This window comes from Variovorax sp. OV084 (assembly GCF_900111625.1).
Taxonomy (GTDB): domain Bacteria; phylum Pseudomonadota; class Gammaproteobacteria; order Burkholderiales; family Burkholderiaceae_C; genus Variovorax.
Genome location: NZ_FOII01000001.1, coordinates 1,111,816 through 1,133,308 on the forward strand (window position 1 = coordinate 1,111,816; position 21,493 = coordinate 1,133,308).

Genomic DNA, 21,493 nt, shown 5'->3' on the forward strand with positions numbered 1-21,493 from the left:
ATATCAGCCCGCGCCCGATGCCCGCCAGGCCATCAGCAGCGCCATGCAGATCACCAGCACGAAGAAGTAGTTGCGCAGCGCCCGCTCTTCCAGCCGGGTCGCCAGCCGCGCCCCGGCCGCCGTGCCGATCCACAGCCCCAGCACGACAAAGCCCAGCAGCACCCAGGGCAGCCCGCTGGCGACGCTGGCGTAGACAAGCACTGCCGGCAACGCCAGCGGCAGCGCGTTGATCGCCAGGCTCACCGCTTGCGCCCGGTGCTGCGAGTAATGCAGCGCCACCGTCAGCAGCGCCGTGATGGCCAGCCCGCCGCCGATGCCCAGCAACCCCGACGATGCACCCGCGACCATGCCAACGACCACCAGCGCGACGACTGCCCCGCGCGGCTCTTCGGCCTGCGCCGCATCGACGCCCGCGGTCTTCGCAGGCGACTTCAGCACGACCAGCGTCGCCAGCACCAGCAGATACCCCACGAACATCCAACGCAGCGCCGCATCGGCGACATGGCTCGCTCCACGCGCGCCCGCATAAGCCCCAGCCAGAAACCCGAGCGAGATCCAGACCACCGTGCGCCACGCGGCCCCATGCCCCGACACCCGGTAGCGCAGAAACCCCGCCAGGCTGGTCGGCACCAGCTGCGCTGCGAGCGAAATGGCCTGCGCATCATGCTGCCCCAGCCCGGGCATCAACGCCAGCGCGGGCACCAGCGCCCCGCCGGGGCTCACACCGAGCAGCCCGGCCATCGCACCCGAAAAGATGCCGATCGCCAGCCCGCCCAGCACTTGAACGAGACCGAACGATTCGGGCATGGGCTAAGCGGCGCCCTGCCCCGAAGGCGCCAGCAGGTGATCGATACGGCTGTCCCCATAGGTGCGCAGCACCTCGGAGATCACCACCTTGTACCCGTCGAGCCAGTTCGCCTGCGCCGCCTTGGCCTGCTGGTGCACGGGGTGGCGGATCAACGCCTGCAGGCTGTCGAGCGAGTCCCAGTAGTAGACGTTCAACACCAGCCCGTTGCCCGTGTTCTCCCATGTTTCCTCGCCCAGGTAGCCGGGCAGCGACTTCGCGGCCGCGGCGATGGTCTGGTCGAGACGGTGGAACTCATCGTCGAACTGCTTCTTGGCGAAGATGAAGGTGGCGGAGTACATGGCGAGCCGGAATCTCCTGGGTGAATGAACCCGAATGGACCCGGGCAGAGCCCGGACGGGCGCCGATTCTGCGGCATGTGCTCACGCCAATCCACCGTTTTGCCGCGCGAACGCTGAGAATGCACCGCATGGCCATCCAGTACGACATCAAGCACACCACCGTCTATCGCTACAACAAGCCGGTCACCTTCGGCTTGCATCGCGTGATGTTCCGTCCGCGCGACAGCCACGACCTGCGCGTGCTGGCCACCGACCTGCAGGTGAGCCCGCAGGCCTTCACCCGGCTCATTCAAGACCCGCATTCCAACTCCGTGGCGCTGGTGCAGCCCATGGGCGAGGCGACCGAGCTGCGCATCGTGTGCTCTTTCACCATCGAGCACGTGCCGGCGCAGCAAGACCAGTTGGCGCTCGACCCCGCCGCCGAATTCCTGCCTTTCGCCTATTCGGTGCAGGAGCGCCTCGACCTCGAGCACTACCTGCGCCCGCACCACGACGACGACAACCAGGGCACGTTGATCCGCTGGGCCCACCAGTTCCTGCATACCGACAAGCCCAACAGCACGCGTGAGGTGCTCACGCGCATGAACGCGCACATCGGCCAGAGCCTCGAGTACAAGGCGCGCGACGAGGAAGGCACGCAAACGCCGCTCGTCACGCTGGCGCTCGGCAGCGGCAGCTGCCGCGACTACGCCCTGCTGATGATGGAAGCCGCGCGACGCCTGGGCATTGCCACCCGCTTCGTCTCCGGCTATCTCTACGACGCCGCGCTCGACAACGCCGCCCAGACCAAGGGCGAATCGATGACCGGCGCCGGCACCACGCACGCCTGGCTGCAGGCCTATCTGCCGGGCATCGGCTGGCTGGCCTTCGATCCGACCAACAACCTGATGGGCAGCGGCCAGCTGATCCGTGTCGGCGTCACGCGCGACCCGGCGCAGGCAGCGCCGATCTCGGGCAGTTGGTACGGCGACGCCGAGGCCTACGAGGGACTCGAAGCGACGGTGGTCGTCACCCGCCGCAAGGACTGAGCGCCAACCACCGCCTCTTGCGCGCTCCTACCTCGACCGCGCCGCCCGATACGCCTTGACTACCGGCACCGCCGTGACGGGGCTGTCGGCGAAGAGGCCGTCGATGCCGGCGTCGAGGAACGCCTTGATTTCCCCGGCGGTGTCGCCTTGCATGATCGGGTCGGCCTTCGGCGCTCTCTTGAGGCTGTCCGGCAGGAAGTTGTTCTCGGGGCGGATCGTCCAGACGTGGACCAGCAGCTTCTTGTCGTGCGCGTCCTTCACGAGCGTGGTCGGCGTGCCGAGCTTGCCGTCGACCACCGGGATCACGCGTGCCTTGGCCGTGCCGACGCCCTGCGCATAAGCTGCGATCTCGGCCAGGCCCTCGGGCTTCACAAGATCGGCATACGTGCGCTTGTCGCTCAGGGCCACGAGGTCGTAAGGCGCCCCCTGCCCGTCGATGAGCTGGACTATCTTCACCGTGCTCTTCAGGCGGATGTCCTTCAGATTGCCGGTCTCGAAAGACTGCACGAACACCGGCGCATCAGCCTTGTTCAGGTCGTGCTTCTGCAGCGTGTCGAGCAGCCTCTTCTCGAGCGGCAGGCCTATCGAGCGGAAGTAGGTCGGGTGCTTGGTCTCGGGGTAGATGCCGATCACGCGGCCCTTGGCCACAGACTGGGCCTTGGCGAGCTGGATCACTTCGTCGAGCGTGGGCACCTGGAACTGGTCGTTGTACGACACGTTGGCCGGGCGCAGCTTCGGAATGCGCTCGCGGGCCTTCAGCTCCTTGAGTTCGGCCAGCGTGAAGTCCTCGGTGAACCAGCCTGTGATCGAGATGCCATCGATGACCTTGGTGGCCTTGCGGCCAGCGAACTTCGGCACGTCGGCCACGTTGGTGGTGGCCTCGATCACGGTGCCGGCTGCGTCGACGATGGCAATGGCGTTCTCGTGGCGGGCGACCAGTTCGCCGTCCTTGGTGGGCACTAGGTCGGGTTCGATGAAGTCGGCTCCGTCGTCGATGGCCTGCTGGTACGAGGCCAGCGTGTGTTCAGGCCGCTGCGCCGAAGCGCCGCGATGACCGATGACGAGCACGGGTGCCGCCTCCACTGGCGCTGGAGCCGGGGCCGGCGCAGGAGGCGCCGCCGGCGGTGACGCCGGCGTATCGGGCAGCGCGGGCATGCCGCCGCCACTGCCACCACCGCATGCCGCCATGAACGCGCAGGCACAAGCCGCCAGAGTGGTCCTGGAAAAAGTTAACAACTGCATTGAAATTCCCCCTATTTGTTTCTATCGATGTAAATACGCCTGCCTTTGGCTGCCAAGTAGGTTGGCGGCAGGCGCGCCGGATCATCGAAGGGGGAGGTGTCGGTCGCGTGACATGCACCACGCGACAAAGGGCCATCGGCGCGCACCGGCGCCTGCCCATGCCGGATCAGCCGCGCGCTGCCAGCTTCGCTTCGAGCTCGGCAATGCGTGCGCGGGCTTCGTCGCCCTCGGGAATCGGCCGGCCGCTGTCGCGCCACTGCACCGCGCTCATGAAGCCTTCGGCCTCGGCCTGGCGGCGGAACCACATGCCTTCGGGGTTGTGGCGCGTGATGCCGTCGAAGACGGTCGCGAACATCTGGCTCTGCTCCAGTCCCATCGAATGCCAGACCTGGTTGACGACCAGCTTGTGCATCATCAGATGCGAACGCGGCACGCCCGCGATGCGCAGTGCGAGCTTCAGCGTGGCGTCGTCGAGCTGATCAGCGGGCACCGAGAAATTGGCGAGACCCCAATCGGCCGCCTGCGTGCCGGCAATGGTGTCGCCCGTGAACATGAGCTGCTTGGCGCGCATGGCACCGAGGCGATAGGTCCACATCGCGGTGGTCGGGCAGCCCCACACGCGCGTGGGCATGTAGCCGATGCGCGCATCGTCGGCCATGGTCAGCAGGTCGCAGCACAGCGCGATATCGCTGCCGCCCGCAACCGCATAGCCGTGCACCTTGGCGATGGTGGGTTTGCGGCTGCGCCACAGGGCCATGAAGTCGTCGGTGTTGCGCTTCATGGCGGCGTAGTCGAGCATCGGGTCCCACGGCGTTTTCTCTTGCCGGCAGGGGTGGTCGCCCTCCCCCTCGCGACCATGGCCTTCGGCATAGTCGCCGAGGTCGTAGCCGGCACAGAAGGCGCGGCCTGCGCCTTCGACCACGATCACATGCACTTCGTCATCGGCTTCGGCCCATTCGACCGCGCGTCGAATCTCCGAAGGCGTGGTCTCGCCGATGGCGTTGAGCTTCTCGGGCCGGTTGAGCAAGAGGCGCGCGATGCGCGGGTGTTGCGGGTCCTTGTCGATCAGGACGGTTTCGAAGGCTGGCATCTGGCTTGTCTCCTTGCGTGAGGGTTGTGCTGCTCTTGCAGCATCGTCACCCACGCGCAGGCAAACCTGCAAGCCTTTCAGGCGCTTGCCGCACCACCCAGCTGAAAGCGGAACACCGCGCCCTTGTCCGGCTGCTGCACCAGCCGTATGTCGCTGCCGTGCAGCTGAAGAATGCGCTTCACGATTACCAGGCCCAGCCCGCCGCTGCTCGCGCTGTCGGTGCGCGATCCGCTCATGAACACGGGGCGCATGAACAGGGCCGGCTGCAGTTCGCCCGGAATGCCGGGGCCCGTGTCGCTCACCTGAACCGTCACGCCTGCGTTCTCGGCACGCAGCTGCACCACGATTTCACCGCCCTCGGGCGTGTGGCGGATGGCGTTGTCGAGCAGGTTGGTCAGCACGCGCTCGATCATGCCGAGGTCGGCCGACACCACCGGCAGGCCCGGCGCGATGTCGGGCTTGAGGCGTTGATGCCTCGCCTCGGCAGCCAGCTCGAACTTCTGGAACACGTCCTGCACCAGATCGGCGAGTGCGAAGTTTTCCTTCTCGGGCTTGACCACGCCGTATTCGAGGCGTGCCAGTTCGAACACTTCCTGCGCGAGGCGGCCGACCTTGCGGCTCTGGCCAAGCGCAATCTCCAGATAGCGCCGGCGCTCTTCCTCGCTGAGCGAGCCGGCCTTGAGCAGCAGCGTTTCGAGATACCCGTGCAGCGAGGTGAGCGGCGTGCGCAGGTCGTGCGAGATGTTGGCGAACAGCTCGCGGCGCTGCTGGTCTTGCAGGGTCAGCTCGCGCCATTGCTCGGCGATGCGGCGCGTCATCTGCGTGAAGGCCTGGCCCAGTTGCGCGATTTCGTCGCTGCCGTGGGAGAGGCGCTCCAGCGTGGGAGCCTCGCTTTCGAGCGAAGCGATGCCTTCTGTCTCGAAGCGCTTGACGGCCGAGGTCAGCTCGCGCAGCGGCCGCGTGATGAGGCGAAAAGCCGCAAGGCCCGCGAGCAGCCCGAGCAGCGCCACCAGCCCCATCGACCACAGCGTGGTGCGCAGCACGTTGTCGGTCGCCGCATTGGCGACCAGCGCGTCGTGGTCTTCGCCCTGCAGCACCACGTAGACGTATCCCACGTCGCGCCCGTCCATGCGCAGCGGCGCGGCGCTGAACACCTTGGACGCGGCAAGACTTCGCGGATCGTCGCCGCCGATGGGCAGCGGCGCACCCGACAGCAGCTTGCGGATCGGCCCCAGCTCGACCTTGTCGCGCTTCAGGTGCCCAAGCGGTGCGGCCTGCGCCTTGATGCGGCCGTCCAGCCCCAGCAGGTAGACCTCCACGCTCGGGTTGACGGCCATGAGCTTGTCGAAAAGATCCTTCACCGCCTCCTGGTTGAGTCCGCCAGGCTTCATGAGCTCGGAGTTCTCGGCGATGTGCGCCGCGAGCCCGAGCGACAGGCGCTGGATGACCTCCTGTTCGTGGATGCCGTTGGAGCGCATCTGCAGCCACGCCGAGGCCCCGCAGCACACCAGCAGCAGCACCGCGAACACGGCCGACAGCCGCCGCGACAGCGTGGCCCACGCCATCATGCAGAGTCCTCCCCGGTCGCGGTGGCCGACAGCTTGTAGCCCCGCCCCCATACCGTGAGGATGCGCCGGGGCTCCGCAGGATCGGCCTCGACCTTGGTGCGCAGCCGGTTGATGTGCGTGTTGACGGTGTGCTCGTAGCCGTCGTGCTGGTAGCCCCAGACCTGGTTGAGCAGGTCGAGCCGCGAGAACACCTTGCCGGGGTTGCGCGCGAAGAAGTAAAGCAGGTCGAACTCGCGCGGCGTGAGCTCGATGAGCTTGCCGTCCACGCGCACCTCGCGCGCCAGCGGCTCGATGTCGAGATTGCCGAGCGTGAGGCTGCCCGACTCCATGCGCGCATTGCGCGCCAGTGCGTCGGTGCGCCGCAGCAGCGCCTTCACGCGCGCCACCAGTTCCAGCACCGAGAAGGGCTTGGCCAGGTAATCGTCGGCGCCCAGCTCCAGCCCGAGGATGCGGTGCACCTCGCTCGAGCGGGCACTGATGATGATGATCGGCGTATAGCGCGTCATGGCGCGGGCGCGGCGGCAGATTTCGAGGCCGTCGATGCCGGGCAGCATCAGGTCGAGCACCAGCGCGTCCCAGTTGCCGCGCTCCAGCTCGCGCAGGCCGGCGTGGCCGTCGGCGGCGTGCTCGACCGCATAGCCTTCGTCGCGCAGATGCATGCGCAGGAGTTCGGCAATGTGGGCGTCGTCTTCGACGATCAGCACGCGCTTGGAGGTGTCCATGGGGCGCCATTGTCCTGCGATACGGCTTGCGGAGTTATCACGATTAATTGAACTTTGCGTGATGAATCGGCCATGGGGTGCGCCCAACAATCCGCCCCATGAACAGCACAGCCATCGCCCCACTCGCCGAGCCGGCCCCCGAGGTCGATCGTCGCCCCATCCACCCGCTGTGGATGCGCATCACGCACTGGCTCAACGCACTGGCAGTGGTGATCCTGGTGACGAGCGGCTGGCGCATCTATGACGCGGCGCCGTTCTTCCCCTTCACCATTCCGACCGTCATCACGCTCGGCGGCTGGCTCGGCGGTGCGCTGCAGTGGCACTTTGCGGCCATGTGGCTGCTGGTGTTCAACGGCTTCGTGTACCTGGCCATGAACATCGCCAGTGGCCGGCTTGCCCGCAAGTTCTTTCCGGTGACGCCGTCCGGCATCTGGCACGACGCGCTGGCCGCGCTGAAAGGCAAGCTCTCGCACGCCGACCCGCGCCACTACAACAGCGTGCAGAAGCTGGCCTACCTGTTCGTGATGCTCGACCTGATCGTGATCGTGCTGTCGGGCCTGGTGCTGTGGAAGTCGGTGCAGTTCGCCGTGCTTCGCGACCTGCTGGGCGGCTACGAGTTTGCGCGCCGCATCCACTTCTTTGCGATGGCGGCCATCGTCGCCTTCGTCGTCGTGCATCTGGTGATGGTGGCCCTGGTGCCCCGCACCCTCCTCACCATGATCCGCGGCCGTGCGCCAAAAGCCTGATGAAAATCTTCAAAGCCCCCACCCTGAGCGGCATCGACGGCGACGCCGTGCTGCATGAAGCCCGCACGCTGATTGCGAAGAAGCTCGACCAGCCTTCGCGTCGCGCCTTCCTGCAACGCTCGCTCACGCTCGGCGGCCTCTCGCTTCTCACGGGCTGCAGCATCAGCGACAACGCGCAGGTGGAAGCGGCGCTCACGAAGATCTCGCGCTTCAACGACAAGGTGCAGGGCCTGATCTTCAGCCCGACGCAGCTTGCCCCAACCTACACCGAAGCCGAGATCACGCGCCCCTTCCCGTTCAACGCCTACTACGGAGAAGACGAGGTGCGCGAAGTAGACGAAGCCAGCTACAAGCTCGAAGTGACCGGCATGGTCGCCGACAAACATGCCTGGACGCTGGCCGAGTTGCGTGCCATGCCGCAGCACGACCAGATCACGCGCCACATCTGCGTGGAAGGCTGGAGCGCCATCGGCAAATGGGGCGGCGTGCGTTTTGCCGACTTCCTGCGCCACATCGGCGCCGACCTGACTGCCAGGTACGTCGGCTTCAAGTGCGCGGACGACTACTACACCAGCATCGACATGCCCACCGCGCTGCATCCGCAGACGCTGCTGACGCTGACCTACGACGGCCAGCCGCTGCCGCCCAAGTACGGCTTTCCGATGAAGCTGCGCATGCCGACCAAGCTTGGCTACAAGAACCCGAAGCACATCAAGGCGATGTTCGTCACCAACACCTACACAGGTGGCTACTGGGAAGACCAGGGCTACAACTGGTTCGGAGGGAGCTGAGGGGCCGACACAGCCGCTCGACTGCCGAAGAAAGCGCAAGGCCCAGTTCACTGTAACCAGGCCGATCTTTGAAACGAAATCCAAACTCAACCCAGGAAGACTCCAATGAACAAGCTCACCGCAACCCTGCTCGCAACCTGCATGGCCTTCGCCGGCGCCTCGGCTTTCGCCGCGGACGAAATGGCGAAAGACGGCATGGCCAGGGACTCGATGTCCAAGGACGGCATGAAGAAAGACTCGATGGCGAAGGACTCCATGTCGAAAGACGCCATGAAGAAGGACTCGATGGCCAAAGACTCGATGTCCAAGGACGCCATGAAGAAGGACAGCATGAGCAAGGACGAGATGAAGAAGTAAGCAGAGCACCCCGCAAACGCCATTGACGCCCGGCAGATTCGGCGTCAATGTCGCGTCAACCAGCTTCCCAGCCACCGAAACTCGCCCTCAAGGAGCCCCCATGAAATCCCTCGCACTCACCGCCGGCACACTGGCTGCCGCCGCGCTGGTCTGGCACGCAGTGCCTTCGTTCGCCGAAACCGCCCGCCGCGTGCCCGCGCCCACGACAGACCTCGTGGCACCGCCGGCCGCAAAGACCGAAACCGCCGTGTTCGCCGGCGGCTGCTTCTGGGGCGTTCAGGGCGTGTTCCAGCGCGTCAAGGGCGTGAGCAATGCCGTATCGGGCTACGCCGGCGGCGACGCCAAGACGGCGCGCTACGACGAAGTCGGCTCGGGCCGCACGGGCCATGCCGAATCGGTGCGCATCACCTACGACCCGCAGCAGGTCAGCTACGGCAAGCTGCTGCAGATCTACTTCTCGGTGGCGCACGACCCGACCGAACTCAACCGCCAGGGCCCGGACACCGGCACGCAATACCGCTCCACCGTGTTCGCCGAGAACGCCGAGCAGGCGCGCATCGCCACCGCCTACATCGCACAGCTGAACCAGGCCAAGACCTTCGGCAAGCAGTTGGCCACCACGGTCGAGATGTCCAAGCCCTTCTATGCGGCCGAGGACTATCACCAGGACTACCTGACGCTGCACCCGAGCCAGCCCTACATCGCGATCAACGACATGCCGAAGATCGACGACCTGAAGAAGCTGTTCCCGGAGAGCTACAAGGCAACGCCTTCGCTGGTGAAGGCGGCCAAGGCCGGCTGATAGCCAACCCGCAGGCCTACAGCAGCTTCAGCCGCCTGGCCTGCTCGGTCAGCTCCGCCCGGAAGGCCGGATGCGCGATGCCGATGAGTTCGCGCGCCCGCTGCTTCGCCGACTTGCCTCGCAACTGGGCCACTCCGTATTCGGTGACCACGTAGTTGATGTCGTTCTTGCTCGTGCTCACATGCGTGCCCGGCGACAGCGAGGGCACGATGCGCGAGATGGTGTCGCCCTTGGCCGTGGAAGGCAGCACGATGAAAGCCTTGCCGCCGCGCGAACGATTGGCGGCACGCACGAAGTCCGACTGCCCGCCCGTGCCCGAGTACGGCGCGTGGCCCAGGCTCTCAGAGCCGCACTGGCCCAGCAGGTCGATCTGCATCGTCGCGTTGATTGCGATGAGGTTGTCGTTGAGCCCCGCCAGCGCTGGGTCGTTGGTGAAGTTCACCGGGTGCATCTCCAGCGCCGGGTTGCGGTCCATGAAGCGGTAGAGCTTGCTCGACCCCAGCGCGAAGGTGGCGATCGACTTGCCCGGCAGGTAGTTCTTGCGCCGATTGGTCACGGCCCCGCTCTCCACCAGCGTGAGAATGCCGTCGCCGATCATCTCGGTGTGGATGCCCAGGTCGTGCTTGTGCGTTAGCTGCATCACCACCGCGTCGGGAATGCCGCCGTAGCCGATCTGCAGCGTCGAGCCGTCGTCGATCAGGTCGGCCACGTATTTGCCGATGGCTTCCTGCACCACCCCGATCTTCGGCAGGCCGACTTCCATGACCGGCGCCTCGTTTTCCACGAGCGCGGTCACCTGCGAAATGTGCACATGGCAGGCGCCACAGGCAAAGGGCACGTTCGGGTTCACCTCGAGCACCACGGCACGCGCCCTGGCAACCGCGGCCATCGTGTAGTCGGCGCCCAGGCTCAGGGCAAAGTAGCCATGCGCATCCATGGGCGAGGCCATGCTGAAGACCACGTCGGCCGGCATCTGCCCGCGCTCGATCTGCGCGGGAATCTCCGAGAAGTAGTTCGGCAGAAAGTCGATCCAGCCCTCCTGCCCGCCCGCGCGGGAGGCCCCACCGAAGAACAACGCGACGTGGCGCACGTGCTCGACTGTCTCGGGGTCGATGTAGGCGTACTTGCGCATCGCAAGAATCTGCGCGACCTTCACGTCGCGGAAATCGCGGCGATGCTCCGACAGTGCCGTGAGCAGCGTGGGCGGCTCGCCGACTCCTGTCGGCACGATGATCATGTCGCCGTTGCGCACCTGGCGCACGGCGTCGGCGGGAGATGCCAGCTTCTGGCGGTACAGGTCCTGAGGGGTCGTCATGCGTGGCTCTATGCCTCTTTGTAGTCGCCGCGACGCGCGGCCTGATTGGCCCGGGTGCGGAGCACCAGCGCTTGTTGGGCAACAGACACGTTGGCGGCATCGCCCTTCCATGCATCGAGCGCGGGCTGCTGCACCGCGCGGGAGAACGAGAAGGCCAGCGCCCACGGCATGCGCGACTTGAACCGGATGTTCATTTCGTTCAGCCGTGCGGAAGCCAGCTGCGCCGACTGGCCGCCCGAGAGAAACGCCACACCGGGCACTGCTGCAGGCACGGTGCGCAGCAGGCAGTTGACCGTGGCCTCCGCGACCGCCTCGACAGAATCCTGAACGGCCGTCTTCTGCCCCGGCAACACCATGTTCGGCTTCAGCAGCATGCCTTCGAGCAGCACGCCCTGTGCGCGCAGTTCGGCGAAAGTCTTGTGCAGCACTTCTTCGGTAACTTCGGCGCAGCGCGCGAGCGAGTGGCCACCGTCCATCAACACCTCAGGCTCGACGATGGGCACCAGGCCGGCTTCCTGGCACAGCGCGGCGTAGCGAGCCAACGCGTGGGCATTGACGCGAACGCAGGCGCGCGTCGGCAGGCCGTCGCCGATGGCGATCACGCCGCGCCACTTGGCAAAGCGCGCGCCCATGCCGGCGTATTCGGCAAGGCGCTCGCGCAGACCGTCAAGCCCTTCGGTGACGGTCTCGCCGGGATGTCCGGCCAGCGGCTTCGCACCCGTGTCGACCTTGATGCCGGGGATGATGCCCGCGCCCTCAAGCGCCTTGGCAAAGGGCTGACCCGCGTTGGTCTTCTGGCGGATGGTCTCGTCGAACAAGATGGCGCCGCTGATGCTGTCGCCCAGCCCCGGCGCGGTGACGATCAGCTCGCGCCAGTCGCGCCGCGCCGCCTCGGTCTGCGGAATGCCCAGCGTGGCGAAGCGCTTGTTGCAGGTGGCGTTGCTCTCGTCCATCGCGAGCAAGCCCTTGTCGCCTGCGACGAGCGCGCGGGCGGTATCGATCAGTGTCTGTGCGGTCATGGGTAGGTGCACCTCTCTGGCGAAGATCGTACGCCCTCCCCTTGGCCCCGCCTAGATCACGTTCTTCTCCAGCAGCGGCCTGTTCTCCAGAATGCGCGCGAAAGACACCGGCGAAAGGTCGAGGCTGCGGTATTCCCCGAAGCGGATCAGCTCCGCCACTCCGCGCCCAGCCGCCGGGCACTGCTGCAGGCCGTGGCCCGAGAAGCCATTGGCGAAGTAGAGGTTGTCGCAGTCCGGGTGCAGGCCGAGGATGGCGTTGTGGTCGAACACGTTCATCTCGTAGTAGCCCGCCCATGCGCCTGTCATGCGGATGGCTTCGAAGGCCGGCACGCGTTCGGCCAGTGATGGCCAGATGAAGCTGTCGAAGGCTTCGTACTCGACCTCGAGCGGCGCATCGTCGTGGTCCTGGTCTTCGGGCGGCGCGAAGCCGCAGATGAACTGGCGGCCCTCGGGGCGCAGCCAGATGCCGGAGGTGTCGATCACCAGCGGGCATCCGGGCAGCGTGTCGGGGCACGAGAAGCTGAACACGCTGCGGCGGCGGCCGCGCACGGGCAGATCGATGCCGGCCCACTGCGCCACCTTCGCAGCCCATGCGCCCGCGGCGTTGACGACCACATCTGCCTCCAACGTCTGGCCGCTGTCGAGCTGCACACCGGTCGCGGTGCGCCCGTTGCGGCGCAAACCCGTCACATGCGCCTGCACATAGCGCACACCCTGCGAGGCGGCCTTCTTGCGAAAGGCCTGCAGCAGGCTGTAACCGTCGTACCAGCCCTCGCCCGAGAGGCCCAGCGAGGCAAGCGCAACCCCTTCGATCGAGATCCACGGAAAGCGCGCCTTCAGCTCGTCGGGCGTCATCAGCGCAACGTCCACCGCATGCGCCTTCTGCATCGCGTGGTTCTCGCGCAGCACATCGACACCGGCCGGCGAAGCGAGGTACAGGTAGCCGGGCTCGACCAGGCCGATGTCGGGCACGTCGTCGCCCACGCGCAGCGTCTCGCCGAGATTGCGGAAAAAGTCGATGCCGTACAGCGACATCTCGATGTTGATGGCGGTAGAGAACTGCTGGCGGATCGAGCTGGCCGACAGTGCCGACGACGCCTGCTTGTACGAGAAATCGCGCTCGACCACCGTGACCTCGAAGGGCTCCTCTTCGGGGCTGCGGGTCAGGAAGTAGGCGATGGCGGAGCCGATGGCTCCGCCGCCGATGATCACCACACGACGCATGAAATGCCCTTCTTCTTGCTGCTCGTCATCACTGCTGTTGTTGATTCACATACGCCAGCCGCGCCGCCGCCAGGTCCCACAGCGCGTGGCCTACGGTCTTGACGAGTACCAGGCGACCTTGTTGTACCGGCTGTGCGCTGCTGAAAGCCTGAACGGTGGACCAATCGACACCCGCCCGGATCAGGTCGCCCGCCTCGCTGCGCGCGCCCTCCAGCGTATCCACAAACACGGCGCAGCGCCGCACCAGTTCGGGCGGCACCTCGGCCATGTCAGCACGATAGGCGCCGACGGCGATCACGATGGCATCCGGCCGCACCCGCGACGGGACGACCGGTTCTTGCGAGTTGGTCGCGGCGACGATCACGTCGGCTTCTTCCGCGGCGGCGGTCGGGTCAGCGATTGCACTGGCGTCGACGCCGCGCGAGCGCATGTGCTGCGCCAGTGCTTCCGCATGGGCCTGCGTTCGCGCATGGATCTTCAGATGCCGCACGCCCCACACCTCGGCAAAGGCTTCGGCGTGCGCGCGAGCCTGCACACCCGCGCCAATCAGCAGCATGCGCTCGGCGCCGCCACGCCCTGCCCTCATGGCGCCCGCCAGCGACAACGCCGCCGTGCGTCGCGCCGTCAGCACATTGCCATCCATCGCGAGCAGCCGCGTGCCGGTGGCGGCATCCATCAGCGTCACGTCGCCCTGCACCACCGGCAGGCCCTGTTCCGCATTGCCGGCGTGCACGGTCACCGTCTTCAGCGCGGCGAAGTGCTGGTCGGCCGCCGGCATCAGCAGCATGACACCGCCGGCCGCGAGCGGCACCGAGGTGCGTGGCGACGCATGCGCCTCGCCGAGACGTTCGCGCTCGAACATCTGCAGCAGCGCCTCGACCAGCGCGCCCCAGGGCAAGGCTGCGGCGGTTTTCTCGGCGTTCAGTGTCCGCATGCAGCCTCAGGAGCCGGCCACGCGCACGCGTTTGCCGTCCTTGTAGGTGAAGACGGTGAAATCCGGCTTCTGCAGGTTGCCCTTGGCATCGAAGCTGATGGTGCCGGTGACGCCGTCGAACTTCACCTTGCGCATTGCCGGCAGGTAGGCCTCGGGCTCGACCGAGTTGGCCGCGCGCATGCCGGCGGCCAGCGCCATCATGGCGTCGTAGAGGTACGGCGCGTAGGTCAGCACGTCGACGCCATAGCGGGCCTTGTAGCGCTGCTCGAAATCGGCGCCCTTCGATGTCTTTTCGAGTTCCTTGCCGCCGCGCGTGCAGTAGAGCAGCCCGTCGACCGCGCCGCTGCTGATCTTGGCGACCTCGTCGGTGCACAGTCCGTCGGTGCCGAGCAGCTTGGCCGTGATGCCGAGCTGCTTCATCTGCCGTGCGATGAGCCCGCCCTGCGCGTCCATGCCGCCGTAGAACACCACGTCAGGCTGCTTGCTCTTGATGGTGGTGAGGATGGCCATGAAGTCGGTGGCCTTGTCGCTGCCGTACTCCTGCGCCACCACGTTGCCGCCCAGCGCCTTCACGCCGCGTGTGAACACCTCGGCGGCGCCCTGGCCGTAGGCAGTGCGGTCGTCGATCACGGCGATGTTCTTCGCCTTCAGGTCTTTCACCGTGTAGTTGGCGATGGCCGTGCCCACGTCGTCGTCGCTGGCCAGGATGCGGAAGACGTTGCTGTAGCCCTGCTTCGTGAAGGTCGGGTTGGTGGCGGTGGACACGTCGGGCAGGCCCGCGCGGCTGTAGACGGCCGAGGCCGGAATGGCTGCGCCCGAGTTGAAGTGGCCCAGCATGCCCTTCACGCCCATGTCGGCCAGTTTGTTGGCGACCACCATGGCCTGCTTGGGATCGGCCTGGTCGTCTTCGGACTGCAGCACGAACTTGATCTTCTTGCCGCCGATGACAAGGCCCTGCCTGTTCAGGTCTTCGACCGCGAGCCGCGCGCCGTTGTCGTTGTCCTTGCCCCAGTGGGCGGCGCCCCCGGTGAGCGGGCCGGCGTGGCCGATGGTGACGGTCTGCTCGGCCTGCGCGAACGCGGCGACGGGCAGGCCCAGAACGGAAACCAGTGCAATGCCCAGGGCAGTGCAACGGGTGCGCAAAACAATCATCGGAAGTCTCCTCGTATCGTTGGCATGGGGTCGGCACGCAGAATAGAGTCGTGGGCGCAAGCCGAACAAACGCTAAAAACGCACAACGTTGTGCACGCAGGGAAGGACACCGCCCCCCCCGGGCACGACCGGTGCTTTGGCTGAACGACTGAGACAACCGCTGGCAATCGATGAGAAAAGACATTCCCAACCTCGGCGCGCTGCAGGCCTTCGAGGCCTCGGCGCGGCTGGGCAGCTTCACCCGCGCTGCAACCGAACTGGCGCTGACGCAAAGCGCCGTCGGCCGGCAGGTGGCCATGCTCGAACAGCGGCTCGGCGTGCCGCTGTTCTCGCGCGTGCGGCGCCGGCTCACGCTGACCGACGTGGGCCGCGAATACGCGGCGCGCATCAGGCGCCACCTCGACCAGATCCGCCGCGACACGCTGGAGATCAGCGCCGGCCACGAGATGGGCTTCGTGCTGGAACTGGCGGTGGTGCCTACCTTTGCCACGCAGTGGCTGATACCGCGGCTGCCGGAGTTCAGCCTGCTGCATCCGAACATCACGGTGAACCTGTCGGCGCGCTCGCAGCCCTTCTCTTTTCAGGAGAACGCGTACGACGCGGCCATCTACTTCGGCGACCAGTTCTGGCCGAACACCCGCGGCGGGCTGATCTTTGCCGAGGGCGAGATGGTGCCTATCTGCAGCCCCGCGTTCCGCGATGCGCACGGGCCGTGGGACGAAGCCGGCTTCGAGCAATGCCGCCACGTGCACCTGAGCACACGCGCCCATGCCTGGCGCGACTGGTATGCGCAGCAGGGCTGGGAGTACACGGTGCACGCATCGCGCGGGCCGCGCTATGAACTGTTCACCATGGTCGTCGCGGCCACTGCGGCAGGCATGGGCGTGGGCCTGGCGCCGCGCATCCTGATCGAACACGAGTTGCGCGCAGGCGAACTCGTGATTCCGGTGGACCGCCACCTCGACGTGCGCCAGGGCTACTACTTCGCGTACCCCGAAGGCCGGCCGGCCTCCGGGGCGCTGGAGCACTTCAAGCGGTGGGTGCTCGGGCTGACGCCGGCCTAGACCGGATTGGGGTTGCGTTCGAGAAAGCCCTGCTGATGCCAGTAGGGATAGGCCCGCGTCGTCGTGCTGGCCGCATCGAGCTCGGCAACCTGCGCGGGCGTGAGGTTCCAGCCCACCGCGCCGAGGTTCTGCCGCAGCTGTGCCTCGTCGCGCGCACCGACCACCACGCTCGACACTGTCGGGCGCTGCAGCAGCCAGTTCAGCGCGACCTGCGGCACCGTCTTGCCGACTTCGGCGCCGACCTTTTCCAGCGCATCGACCACGCGGTACAGCAGTTCGTCGGGCACCGGCGGGCCCATGTCGGCAGTGACGTGCAGGCGGCTATTGGCAGGCAGCGGCTGGCCACGGCGGATCTTGCCCGTGAGCCGGCCCCAGCCCAGCGGGCTCCACACCACCGCGCCCACGCCCTGGTCTTGCGCCAGCGGCATCAGCTCCCATTCGTAGTCGCGGCCGACCAGCGAGTAGTAGGCCTGATTGGCGACGTAGCGCGCCAAGCCGTAGCGCTCTGAAACGGCCAGCGACTTCATCAGGTGCCAACCCGAGAAATTCGACACACCGATGTAGCGCAGCTTGCCCGCGCGCACGAGATCGTCGAGCGTGCCAAGCGTCTCTTCCACAGGCGTGCTCGCATCGAAGCCGTGCAGCTGGAACAGGTCGATGTAGTCGGTGCCCAGTCGCTTGAGCGCGCCATTGACGGCCTGCACGAGGTGATGGCGCGACGAGCCCACGTCGTTCGGCCCCTCGCCGCTGCGGAAGGTGGCCTTGGTCGAGATCAGCAGCCCGTCGCGCGGGCGGCCCTTGATCGCCTCGCCGAGCACCGACTCGGCTGCACCAGCCGAATAGATGTCGGCGCTGTCGAACATGTTGACGCCTGCCTCGAGGCAGATGTCGATGAGCTTGCGCGCCTCGGCCACGTCGGTGCTGCCCCACGCGCTGAAGAACTCGCCCTTGCCGCCGAAGGTGCCGGTGCCAAAACTCAACACGGGGACCTTGAGGCCTGATTTGCCTAGATGACGGTATTCCAAAGTGGTACTCCTTGGTGTTTGCGGATTCGGGATGAAGAAAGGTGGCCGGCAGACCGGTCAGCCTGCCGCGCGGCCATTGTTGGTTGGCGCGTTCAACCCTGCGGACGAATGGGCTTTGCGCAGCGGGCCACAAGTGGTTGACGAAGTCATCAACCAGTTCACTTTTTAAGCCTTTAGCATGTGCCGCGAGGTCGTGGCCTCGCGCTCATCCGATGCGCAAGGCCTGGCTTCTGCAGAGAGTCGATAACCAACAAATTCTTCAGGGAGGAAAACCCATGCTTGTCGAAATCGACGAACACGGAATGATCAGCCACGCGCGCGTGCGACATGCGCGCAGTCCGCAGATCGAACGAGGGAGACGCGCCGGGGCCATCACCGGCATCGTGGTGCATCAAACGGACGCCGATACCTCGGCGTCTTCATTGAACAGCTACAGGAATCCCAAGGCGAACGGGGCGCACTTTCTCATCGACAAGGATGGGACGATCTACCAGACGGCGGCGATCTATCAGAGGACGAATCATGTGGGGCCGTTGAAGGCGAGGTGTCTGGCGACGGCAAGATGCGAACCACGCGATTTTGCGAAGGTGGGAGTAGAGGGAATGCACCAGATCGAAATGCGAAAACCACCGGGCGAACGTTATCCAGGGAACATGGAGGCAATCGGGATCGAGATCGTCGGAAGGGCCAGATTGCCTGCGGGATTTAGAGCTGTCGGAAAGGAAGCAGAGCTGACTCTTGATGAGTTGCGCGGCAGGCGTGGAATCTATGACGAGCCAACTGCAGCACAGAATCAGTCGCTCTCGTGGCTTGTCAGCGTGCTTCGGGAGTCGATCCGAATCGATAGCGAGGAAGTTTTTCGTCATCCTCTGGTCAGCCGCAAGAACCCGACAGAGGCCCAGGGGGCAAATTGGAAAATGCAGGTGCCAACGCCATGAAAAGAAACATCGCTCTCTTGATTCCAGTGGCATTTTTGATTGCGGCTGCGATGTTTCCGGCACAAGCGTCGGACAGGCGGTATCCCATCAGCCATGTACAGAAGGTTGAGATCACAGAACCTTCGGGCAGCACGGTATGGGAGAACAAGGATTTTCTCGATTGCGATGATGTCGTTTTGACGGAAGAGGACGTTCTTTTTGCCCTGCGGCATATGCGCCGGATTTCGCGTAGTGCCTACAACCCTGAAAAAACTGATACCACGGGCTGCGAAGGAGGTGCCAACGTCACGTTCAAGAACGGAAAAATCCTCATCATGGGTATCGAGCCCAACGGACGAACTCTTGCTCTCGAGTACGACGCAAGGATGAACCGCATGAGCAGTCCGACGAGCTTCTACGAATGCAGCCCTTGCCGGAACCGCAAGATGGCGCTGCTGAAAGATGCGCTGAATCGAGCAGATGAGCGACGGCTCAGGAAGCTCGAGGCGGAGGGAAAGATTCCTCCCGGCGAAGCCGAGCGCCGGCTGAAAGCCCTGCGCGTCAGCCGCTGACTGCCCTCACCCAACCCGCTTCGGCGGGTTTTCTTCGCCCGGCCCCTCGATGCACAGCCCTGCCGGCTCGATACCATCGCCCGATGCGAATCTCCCTCGAAAGCCCCACCCAGCCCGACGTCGTCCAGCTCATCGACGACCTCGACGCCTACCAGAAGCCTCTATATCCGCCCGAGTGCCACTACGGCATCGACATCGCGGCACTGTCTGCACCGAACGTGCTGTTCGCGGTCGCCCGCGACGGCGAAGGCACGGCCGTGGGCTGCGGCGCCATCGTGATGGAGCCCGGCTTCGGCGAACTAAAACGCATGTACGTGCGGCCGGAGAACCGGGGGCAAGGCGTCGCGGCGAAGGTGCTCGGCTTTCTTGAAAGCGAAGCAACGGCGCGTGGCTGCGCGGTCTTCAGGCTGGAGACCGGCGTGAGCCAACCCGAGGCGTTGTCGTTCTATGCGCGGGCGGGCTACGCGCGGCGCGATCGGTTTGGGAGCTACCCCGACGATCCGCTGAGCGTGTTCATGCAAAAGGATGCAGGCCAGGCGCGCACCGAACGACAACAGTCCGTTCATCGCGACTCCCTTGTGCGCCGGGGATTTTGACGGCTGGGCTGCCGGGCGGTTCGCACCTATGCGCGGTGCCGAACAGACGCAATACGCGCGGGCAGTCATTGTGGCCGGCGTAGCCTCTATTCGAGCTGCGCGCACTCCAACACCAGAAGGAACCTCCATGAAGAAATATCTACTCCCGCCCATCCTGTTGCTCGCCCTGCTTGCTGCATCTGCCTGCACCGGCCCCATGGGTCCCCAAGGCAACACGGGCAACACCGGAAGCACCGGCTACACAGGCGCCACGGGCGCTAGGGGAAATACCGGCAACACAGGGAACACGGGCGCCACAGGCGACACCGGTAGTACTGGCAACACCGGCGCCACAGGGGAAACCGGCAATCAGGGAAATACCGGCAACACGGGCAATACCGGCGCAACGGGCGCCAGAGGCAACACCGGCAGCACTGGCACCGGCAGCGGAACCGTTGTCGTGGTTCCGGCCGCACGCTGATGCACTGACCAACACACACCAGCCAGCAGCTATGCGATCAGATGCGCATAGCTGCGCCGGTTGGCCCGGTAGCAGTCGCACGCCGCGTTCTCCAGACCTTCGCGATCGGTGATCGTGATGACCCCCCGCCGATAGTCGATCAGTCGCCGCGTGTGCAGCGCCGTCGCGGCGTTGGTGATGCCGACCCGGCGCACACCCAGCATGCGGCCCAGCACTTCATGCGTAAGCGCAAGGTGCGTGGAATGCGCACAGTCCTGCGTGGTCAAGAGCCAGCGCGCCAGGCGCTCCTCGATCAGGTGGAAACGGTTGCACAGGCCCGAACGGCCGAACTCCATCAAGAGCACGCAGACGTAGCGATTGAGGATGCGCTTGAGCTTCGAGTTCTGCTCCAGCTCCTGCGCGAACGATTGCGCGGTCAGCCGCCACGCCATGCCCGCGCCCTGCACCAGCGCCCGCAGCGGAGCGCTCTGCACGTCCAGAGACAGCTCGTAGCCCAGGGCGCCCTCGTTGCCCACCATGCCCGTCTGCAGGCCGTCATGGCCGTCCGCGGTCGATACCAGCGAGACGAACGCGCTCGTCGGGAAGTGGATGTGGTGAATGACGTCGCCCGGCTCGTAGAGGATCTGCGCCGTGGCCAGCTGCACGCTGTCGCAGCGCTCGAGCAGGTGCGCACGGTCTGCGAGCGGCAGCGCCTCGAGCAGGCGATTGAGAACGGGGCGGGTCGGGGCTGATGTCACGGAACCGCCTGTTGGGAAGAGTCAATCAGCGCGGAAATGCGCAACCGGGCGCATTGTTGCCGAGGGGACCTCTCGCGTCTGTGCGCAGGCGCACCAAATGCGGCCCGGCCGCCGCCGGCTCAGGTCGCGGGCTGGCGAGGCAGCAGGCGATCCGTTTCACGCTTCACGACCTCATAGCACTCGCACACCTGCTTCTCCAGACCCGGGCGGTCCAGCACCGTGATGTGCCCGCGCGAATACTTGATGAGATTCAGGCGCTGCAGCTTGCCGGCAGCCTCGGTCACGCCTTCGCGCCGCACGCCGAGCATGTTGGCGATCAGCTCCTGCGTCATCACCAGCTCGTTGCCCGGGAGCCTGTCGAGGCTCAGCAGCAGCCAGCGACACAGCTGCTGTTCCAGCGAGTGGTGCCGGTTGCAGACGGCCGTCTGCGACATCTGCGTAATGAGCGACTGGGTGTAGCGCAGCAGCAGATGCAGCAGCGGCCCGCCGTTGTCGGTCAACTGCTTGATGTGCCCGGCGCTCAGGCGAAATGCATTCCCCGCGCTCTGCACCACGGCACGGTTGGGCGTGCTGCCCCCGCCCATCAGCAGCGACACGCCCACCATTCCCTCGAACCCCACGACGGCGATCTCGGCCGACTGCCCGTTTTCCAGCACGTACAGCAGCGAGACGATGCAATCGACCGGGAAATACACGTACTGCTGGACCACGCCCGATTCGTAGAGCACCTGCCCCAGCTTGAGCGGCACCAATTCAAGGAGCGGCATCAGGCCCGTCAGCACCTCCGGCGGCATCACCTCCAGGAGGCTGTTGCGCGCCACGGCTGCGAGCGAAGAAGACGGGGGTGGGGACGGTGCCATGGGAGAAGGAGGTTCCAAAGTGCCCATCATTTTGCGGCCGATGCCCCGGCGTCTGTGCGCTTGCGCACACAGGGGTGCGCGTGCCGGCACTCCGCGTATGTGCGATGCCGCACAGACAATTCGCCC

Annotated in this window: 24 protein-coding genes; 10 read left to right on the forward strand and 14 right to left on the reverse strand. The window is 65.8% G+C overall.

All coding sequences use genetic code 11. The features are described 5' to 3' along the window. Positions 1-3: 3 nt before the first annotated feature. Together BMW87_RS05410 and BMW87_RS05415 are read right to left on the reverse strand one after the other, a co-directional pair. Positions 4-807, reverse strand: a complete 804-nt coding sequence (locus BMW87_RS05410; RefSeq protein ID WP_093074740.1) for a sulfite exporter TauE/SafE family protein — start codon at positions 805-807, stop codon at positions 4-6. A 3-nt stretch (positions 808-810) separates the two neighbouring features. Next, complete coding sequence (locus BMW87_RS05415) at positions 811-1,146, reverse strand: antibiotic biosynthesis monooxygenase family protein (RefSeq protein WP_093074743.1); 336 nt, start codon at positions 1,144-1,146, stop codon at positions 811-813. 128 nt (positions 1,147-1,274) lie between these two features. Between BMW87_RS05415 and BMW87_RS05420 the strand changes: the two genes are divergently transcribed. Continuing rightward, positions 1,275-2,174 (forward strand): transglutaminase family protein, encoded by a 900-nt coding sequence (locus tag BMW87_RS05420; RefSeq protein ID WP_256216665.1) that lies wholly within the window; start codon positions 1,275-1,277, stop codon positions 2,172-2,174. A gap of 27 nt (positions 2,175-2,201) precedes the next feature. Here BMW87_RS05420 and BMW87_RS05425 read toward each other — a convergent pair whose 3' ends face one another. The 4 genes from BMW87_RS05425 to BMW87_RS05440 all read right to left on the reverse strand — a co-directional run bounded on the left by BMW87_RS05425 (position 2,202) and on the right by BMW87_RS05440 (position 6,796). Next, positions 2,202-3,416: a glycerophosphodiester phosphodiesterase gene (locus tag BMW87_RS05425; protein ID WP_371258780.1), complete on the reverse strand. Its 1,215-nt coding sequence runs from the start codon at positions 3,414-3,416 to the stop codon at positions 2,202-2,204. Between the two features lie 166 nt (positions 3,417-3,582). After that, a complete protein-coding gene (locus BMW87_RS05430; RefSeq protein WP_093074748.1) occupies positions 3,583-4,506 on the reverse strand; it encodes a crotonase/enoyl-CoA hydratase family protein in 924 nt (307 codons plus the stop codon). A 77-nt stretch (positions 4,507-4,583) separates the two neighbouring features. After that, complete coding sequence (locus tag BMW87_RS05435; protein ID WP_093074751.1) at positions 4,584-6,074, reverse strand: sensor histidine kinase; 1,491 nt, start codon at positions 6,072-6,074, stop codon at positions 4,584-4,586. After that, positions 6,071-6,796, reverse strand: a complete 726-nt coding sequence (locus BMW87_RS05440) for a response regulator transcription factor (RefSeq protein WP_093074754.1) — start codon at positions 6,794-6,796, stop codon at positions 6,071-6,073. The genes BMW87_RS05435 and BMW87_RS05440 overlap by 4 nt, the downstream gene beginning before the upstream one ends. 98 nt (positions 6,797-6,894) lie before the next feature. On the opposite strand from BMW87_RS05440, the gene BMW87_RS05445 reads away from it, so the two are divergent. The 4 genes from BMW87_RS05445 to msrA all read left to right on the forward strand — a co-directional run bounded on the left by BMW87_RS05445 (position 6,895) and on the right by msrA (position 9,492). Beyond that, on the forward strand, positions 6,895-7,542 hold the full coding sequence (locus BMW87_RS05445; RefSeq protein ID WP_093074757.1) for a cytochrome b/b6 domain-containing protein: 648 nt from the start codon (positions 6,895-6,897) through the stop codon (positions 7,540-7,542). Continuing rightward, positions 7,542-8,333 carry a molybdopterin-binding protein gene (locus BMW87_RS05450; protein ID WP_093054549.1) on the forward strand — a complete coding sequence of 264 codons (792 nt, stop codon included), beginning with the start codon at positions 7,542-7,544 and terminating at the stop codon, positions 8,331-8,333. Before BMW87_RS05445 ends, BMW87_RS05450 begins: the two co-directional genes overlap by 1 nt. Before the next feature lie 105 nt (positions 8,334-8,438). Further along, a complete protein-coding gene (locus tag BMW87_RS05455) occupies positions 8,439-8,690 on the forward strand; it encodes a pentapeptide MXKDX repeat protein (protein WP_093074760.1) in 252 nt (83 codons plus the stop codon). A 100-nt stretch (positions 8,691-8,790) separates the two neighbouring features. After that, positions 8,791-9,492: a peptide-methionine (S)-S-oxide reductase MsrA gene (gene msrA / locus BMW87_RS05460; protein ID WP_093074763.1), complete on the forward strand. Its 702-nt coding sequence runs from the start codon at positions 8,791-8,793 to the stop codon at positions 9,490-9,492. A gap of 16 nt (positions 9,493-9,508) precedes the next feature. Here the strand turns inward: msrA and BMW87_RS05465 are convergent, their stop codons facing one another. The 5 genes from BMW87_RS05465 to BMW87_RS05485 are packed head-to-tail and all read right to left on the reverse strand — an operon-like array spanning position 9,509 to position 15,136. Beyond that, positions 9,509-10,807 carry an acetyl-CoA hydrolase/transferase family protein gene (locus BMW87_RS05465; RefSeq protein ID WP_093074766.1) on the reverse strand — a complete coding sequence of 433 codons (1,299 nt, stop codon included), beginning with the start codon at positions 10,805-10,807 and terminating at the stop codon, positions 9,509-9,511. Positions 10,808-10,815: 8 nt separating this feature from the next. Then, positions 10,816-11,826 (reverse strand): class I fructose-bisphosphate aldolase, encoded by a 1,011-nt coding sequence (locus BMW87_RS05470; RefSeq protein ID WP_093074769.1) that lies wholly within the window; start codon positions 11,824-11,826, stop codon positions 10,816-10,818. Positions 11,827-11,877: 51 nt separating this feature from the next. Then, positions 11,878-13,050, reverse strand: coding sequence for an NAD(P)/FAD-dependent oxidoreductase (locus tag BMW87_RS05475; protein WP_093074772.1), 1,173 nt, complete (start codon positions 13,048-13,050; stop codon positions 11,878-11,880). 28 nt (positions 13,051-13,078) lie between these two features. Continuing rightward, positions 13,079-13,984: a delta(1)-pyrroline-2-carboxylate reductase family protein gene (locus BMW87_RS05480; protein ID WP_093074775.1), complete on the reverse strand. Its 906-nt coding sequence runs from the start codon at positions 13,982-13,984 to the stop codon at positions 13,079-13,081. 6 nt (positions 13,985-13,990) lie between these two features. Continuing rightward, positions 13,991-15,136, reverse strand: a complete 1,146-nt coding sequence (locus BMW87_RS05485; RefSeq protein WP_093074778.1) for a branched-chain amino acid ABC transporter substrate-binding protein — start codon at positions 15,134-15,136, stop codon at positions 13,991-13,993. A 170-nt stretch (positions 15,137-15,306) separates the two neighbouring features. On the opposite strand from BMW87_RS05485, the gene BMW87_RS05490 reads away from it, so the two are divergent. Beyond that, a complete protein-coding gene (locus BMW87_RS05490; protein ID WP_093054533.1) occupies positions 15,307-16,200 on the forward strand; it encodes a LysR substrate-binding domain-containing protein in 894 nt (297 codons plus the stop codon). Here BMW87_RS05490 and BMW87_RS05495 read toward each other — a convergent pair. Further along, positions 16,197-17,225 (reverse strand): aldo/keto reductase, encoded by a 1,029-nt coding sequence (locus tag BMW87_RS05495; RefSeq protein WP_093074781.1) that lies wholly within the window; start codon positions 17,223-17,225, stop codon positions 16,197-16,199. The genes BMW87_RS05490 and BMW87_RS05495 overlap by 4 nt on opposite strands. 275 nt (positions 17,226-17,500) lie before the next feature. Here BMW87_RS05495 and BMW87_RS05500 point away from each other — a divergent pair, with 275 nt between their 5' ends. The 4 genes from BMW87_RS05500 to BMW87_RS05515 all read left to right on the forward strand — a co-directional run bounded on the left by BMW87_RS05500 (position 17,501) and on the right by BMW87_RS05515 (position 19,770). After that, on the forward strand, positions 17,501-18,163 hold the full coding sequence (locus BMW87_RS05500) for a peptidoglycan recognition protein family protein (protein ID WP_093074784.1): 663 nt from the start codon (positions 17,501-17,503) through the stop codon (positions 18,161-18,163). Further along, positions 18,160-18,714 carry a hypothetical protein gene (locus tag BMW87_RS05505; RefSeq protein WP_093074787.1) on the forward strand — a complete coding sequence of 185 codons (555 nt, stop codon included), beginning with the start codon at positions 18,160-18,162 and terminating at the stop codon, positions 18,712-18,714. Before BMW87_RS05500 ends, BMW87_RS05505 begins: the two co-directional genes overlap by 4 nt. Positions 18,715-18,797: 83 nt before the next feature. Next, positions 18,798-19,310 carry a GNAT family N-acetyltransferase gene (locus tag BMW87_RS05510; protein ID WP_093074790.1) on the forward strand — a complete coding sequence of 171 codons (513 nt, stop codon included), beginning with the start codon at positions 18,798-18,800 and terminating at the stop codon, positions 19,308-19,310. Between the two features lie 127 nt (positions 19,311-19,437). After that, entirely contained in the window at positions 19,438-19,770 is a 333-nt protein-coding gene (locus BMW87_RS05515) for a hypothetical protein (RefSeq protein WP_093074793.1), read from the forward strand. Between the two features lie 29 nt (positions 19,771-19,799). Here the strand turns inward: BMW87_RS05515 and BMW87_RS05520 are convergent, their stop codons facing one another. Continuing rightward, the gene (locus BMW87_RS05520) at positions 19,800-20,507 is read right to left on the reverse strand and encodes a Crp/Fnr family transcriptional regulator (RefSeq protein ID WP_093074795.1); all 708 of its coding nucleotides are present in this window, start codon (positions 20,505-20,507) and stop codon (positions 19,800-19,802) included. Between the two features lie 119 nt (positions 20,508-20,626). Continuing rightward, positions 20,627-21,367, reverse strand: a complete 741-nt coding sequence (locus BMW87_RS05525; RefSeq protein ID WP_093074798.1) for a Crp/Fnr family transcriptional regulator — start codon at positions 21,365-21,367, stop codon at positions 20,627-20,629. Positions 21,368-21,493: the final 126 nt, after the last annotated feature.

Coding starts and splice junctions, on each gene's coding strand:
- BMW87_RS05410 (WP_093074740.1), bottom strand. CDS start 807: ATGCCCGAATCGTTCGGTCTCGTTCAAGTGCTGGGCGGGCTGGCGATC.
- BMW87_RS05415 (WP_093074743.1), bottom strand. CDS start 1,146: ATGTACTCCGCCACCTTCATCTTCGCCAAGAAGCAGTTCGACGATGAG.
- BMW87_RS05420 (WP_256216665.1), top strand. CDS start 1,275: ATGGCCATCCAGTACGACATCAAGCACACCACCGTCTATCGCTACAAC.
- BMW87_RS05425 (WP_371258780.1), bottom strand. CDS start 3,416: ATGCAGTTGTTAACTTTTTCCAGGACCACTCTGGCGGCTTGTGCCTGC.
- BMW87_RS05430 (WP_093074748.1), bottom strand. CDS start 4,506: ATGCCAGCCTTCGAAACCGTCCTGATCGACAAGGACCCGCAACACCCG.
- BMW87_RS05435 (WP_093074751.1), bottom strand. CDS start 6,074: ATGATGGCGTGGGCCACGCTGTCGCGGCGGCTGTCGGCCGTGTTCGCG.
- BMW87_RS05440 (WP_093074754.1), bottom strand. CDS start 6,796: ATGGACACCTCCAAGCGCGTGCTGATCGTCGAAGACGACGCCCACATT.
- BMW87_RS05445 (WP_093074757.1), top strand. CDS start 6,895: ATGAACAGCACAGCCATCGCCCCACTCGCCGAGCCGGCCCCCGAGGTC.
- BMW87_RS05450 (WP_093054549.1), top strand. CDS start 7,542: ATGAAAATCTTCAAAGCCCCCACCCTGAGCGGCATCGACGGCGACGCC.
- BMW87_RS05455 (WP_093074760.1), top strand. CDS start 8,439: ATGAACAAGCTCACCGCAACCCTGCTCGCAACCTGCATGGCCTTCGCC.
- msrA (WP_093074763.1), top strand. CDS start 8,791: ATGAAATCCCTCGCACTCACCGCCGGCACACTGGCTGCCGCCGCGCTG.
- BMW87_RS05465 (WP_093074766.1), bottom strand. CDS start 10,807: ATGACGACCCCTCAGGACCTGTACCGCCAGAAGCTGGCATCTCCCGCC.
- BMW87_RS05470 (WP_093074769.1), bottom strand. CDS start 11,826: ATGACCGCACAGACACTGATCGATACCGCCCGCGCGCTCGTCGCAGGC.
- BMW87_RS05475 (WP_093074772.1), bottom strand. CDS start 13,050: ATGCGTCGTGTGGTGATCATCGGCGGCGGAGCCATCGGCTCCGCCATC.
- BMW87_RS05480 (WP_093074775.1), bottom strand. CDS start 13,984: ATGCGGACACTGAACGCCGAGAAAACCGCCGCAGCCTTGCCCTGGGGC.
- BMW87_RS05485 (WP_093074778.1), bottom strand. CDS start 15,136: ATGATTGTTTTGCGCACCCGTTGCACTGCCCTGGGCATTGCACTGGTT.
- BMW87_RS05490 (WP_093054533.1), top strand. CDS start 15,307: ATGAGAAAAGACATTCCCAACCTCGGCGCGCTGCAGGCCTTCGAGGCC.
- BMW87_RS05500 (WP_093074784.1), top strand. CDS start 17,501: ATGCTTGTCGAAATCGACGAACACGGAATGATCAGCCACGCGCGCGTG.
- BMW87_RS05505 (WP_093074787.1), top strand. CDS start 18,160: ATGAAAAGAAACATCGCTCTCTTGATTCCAGTGGCATTTTTGATTGCG.
- BMW87_RS05510 (WP_093074790.1), top strand. CDS start 18,798: ATGCGAATCTCCCTCGAAAGCCCCACCCAGCCCGACGTCGTCCAGCTC.
- BMW87_RS05515 (WP_093074793.1), top strand. CDS start 19,438: ATGAAGAAATATCTACTCCCGCCCATCCTGTTGCTCGCCCTGCTTGCT.
- BMW87_RS05525 (WP_093074798.1), bottom strand. CDS start 21,367: ATGGCACCGTCCCCACCCCCGTCTTCTTCGCTCGCAGCCGTGGCGCGC.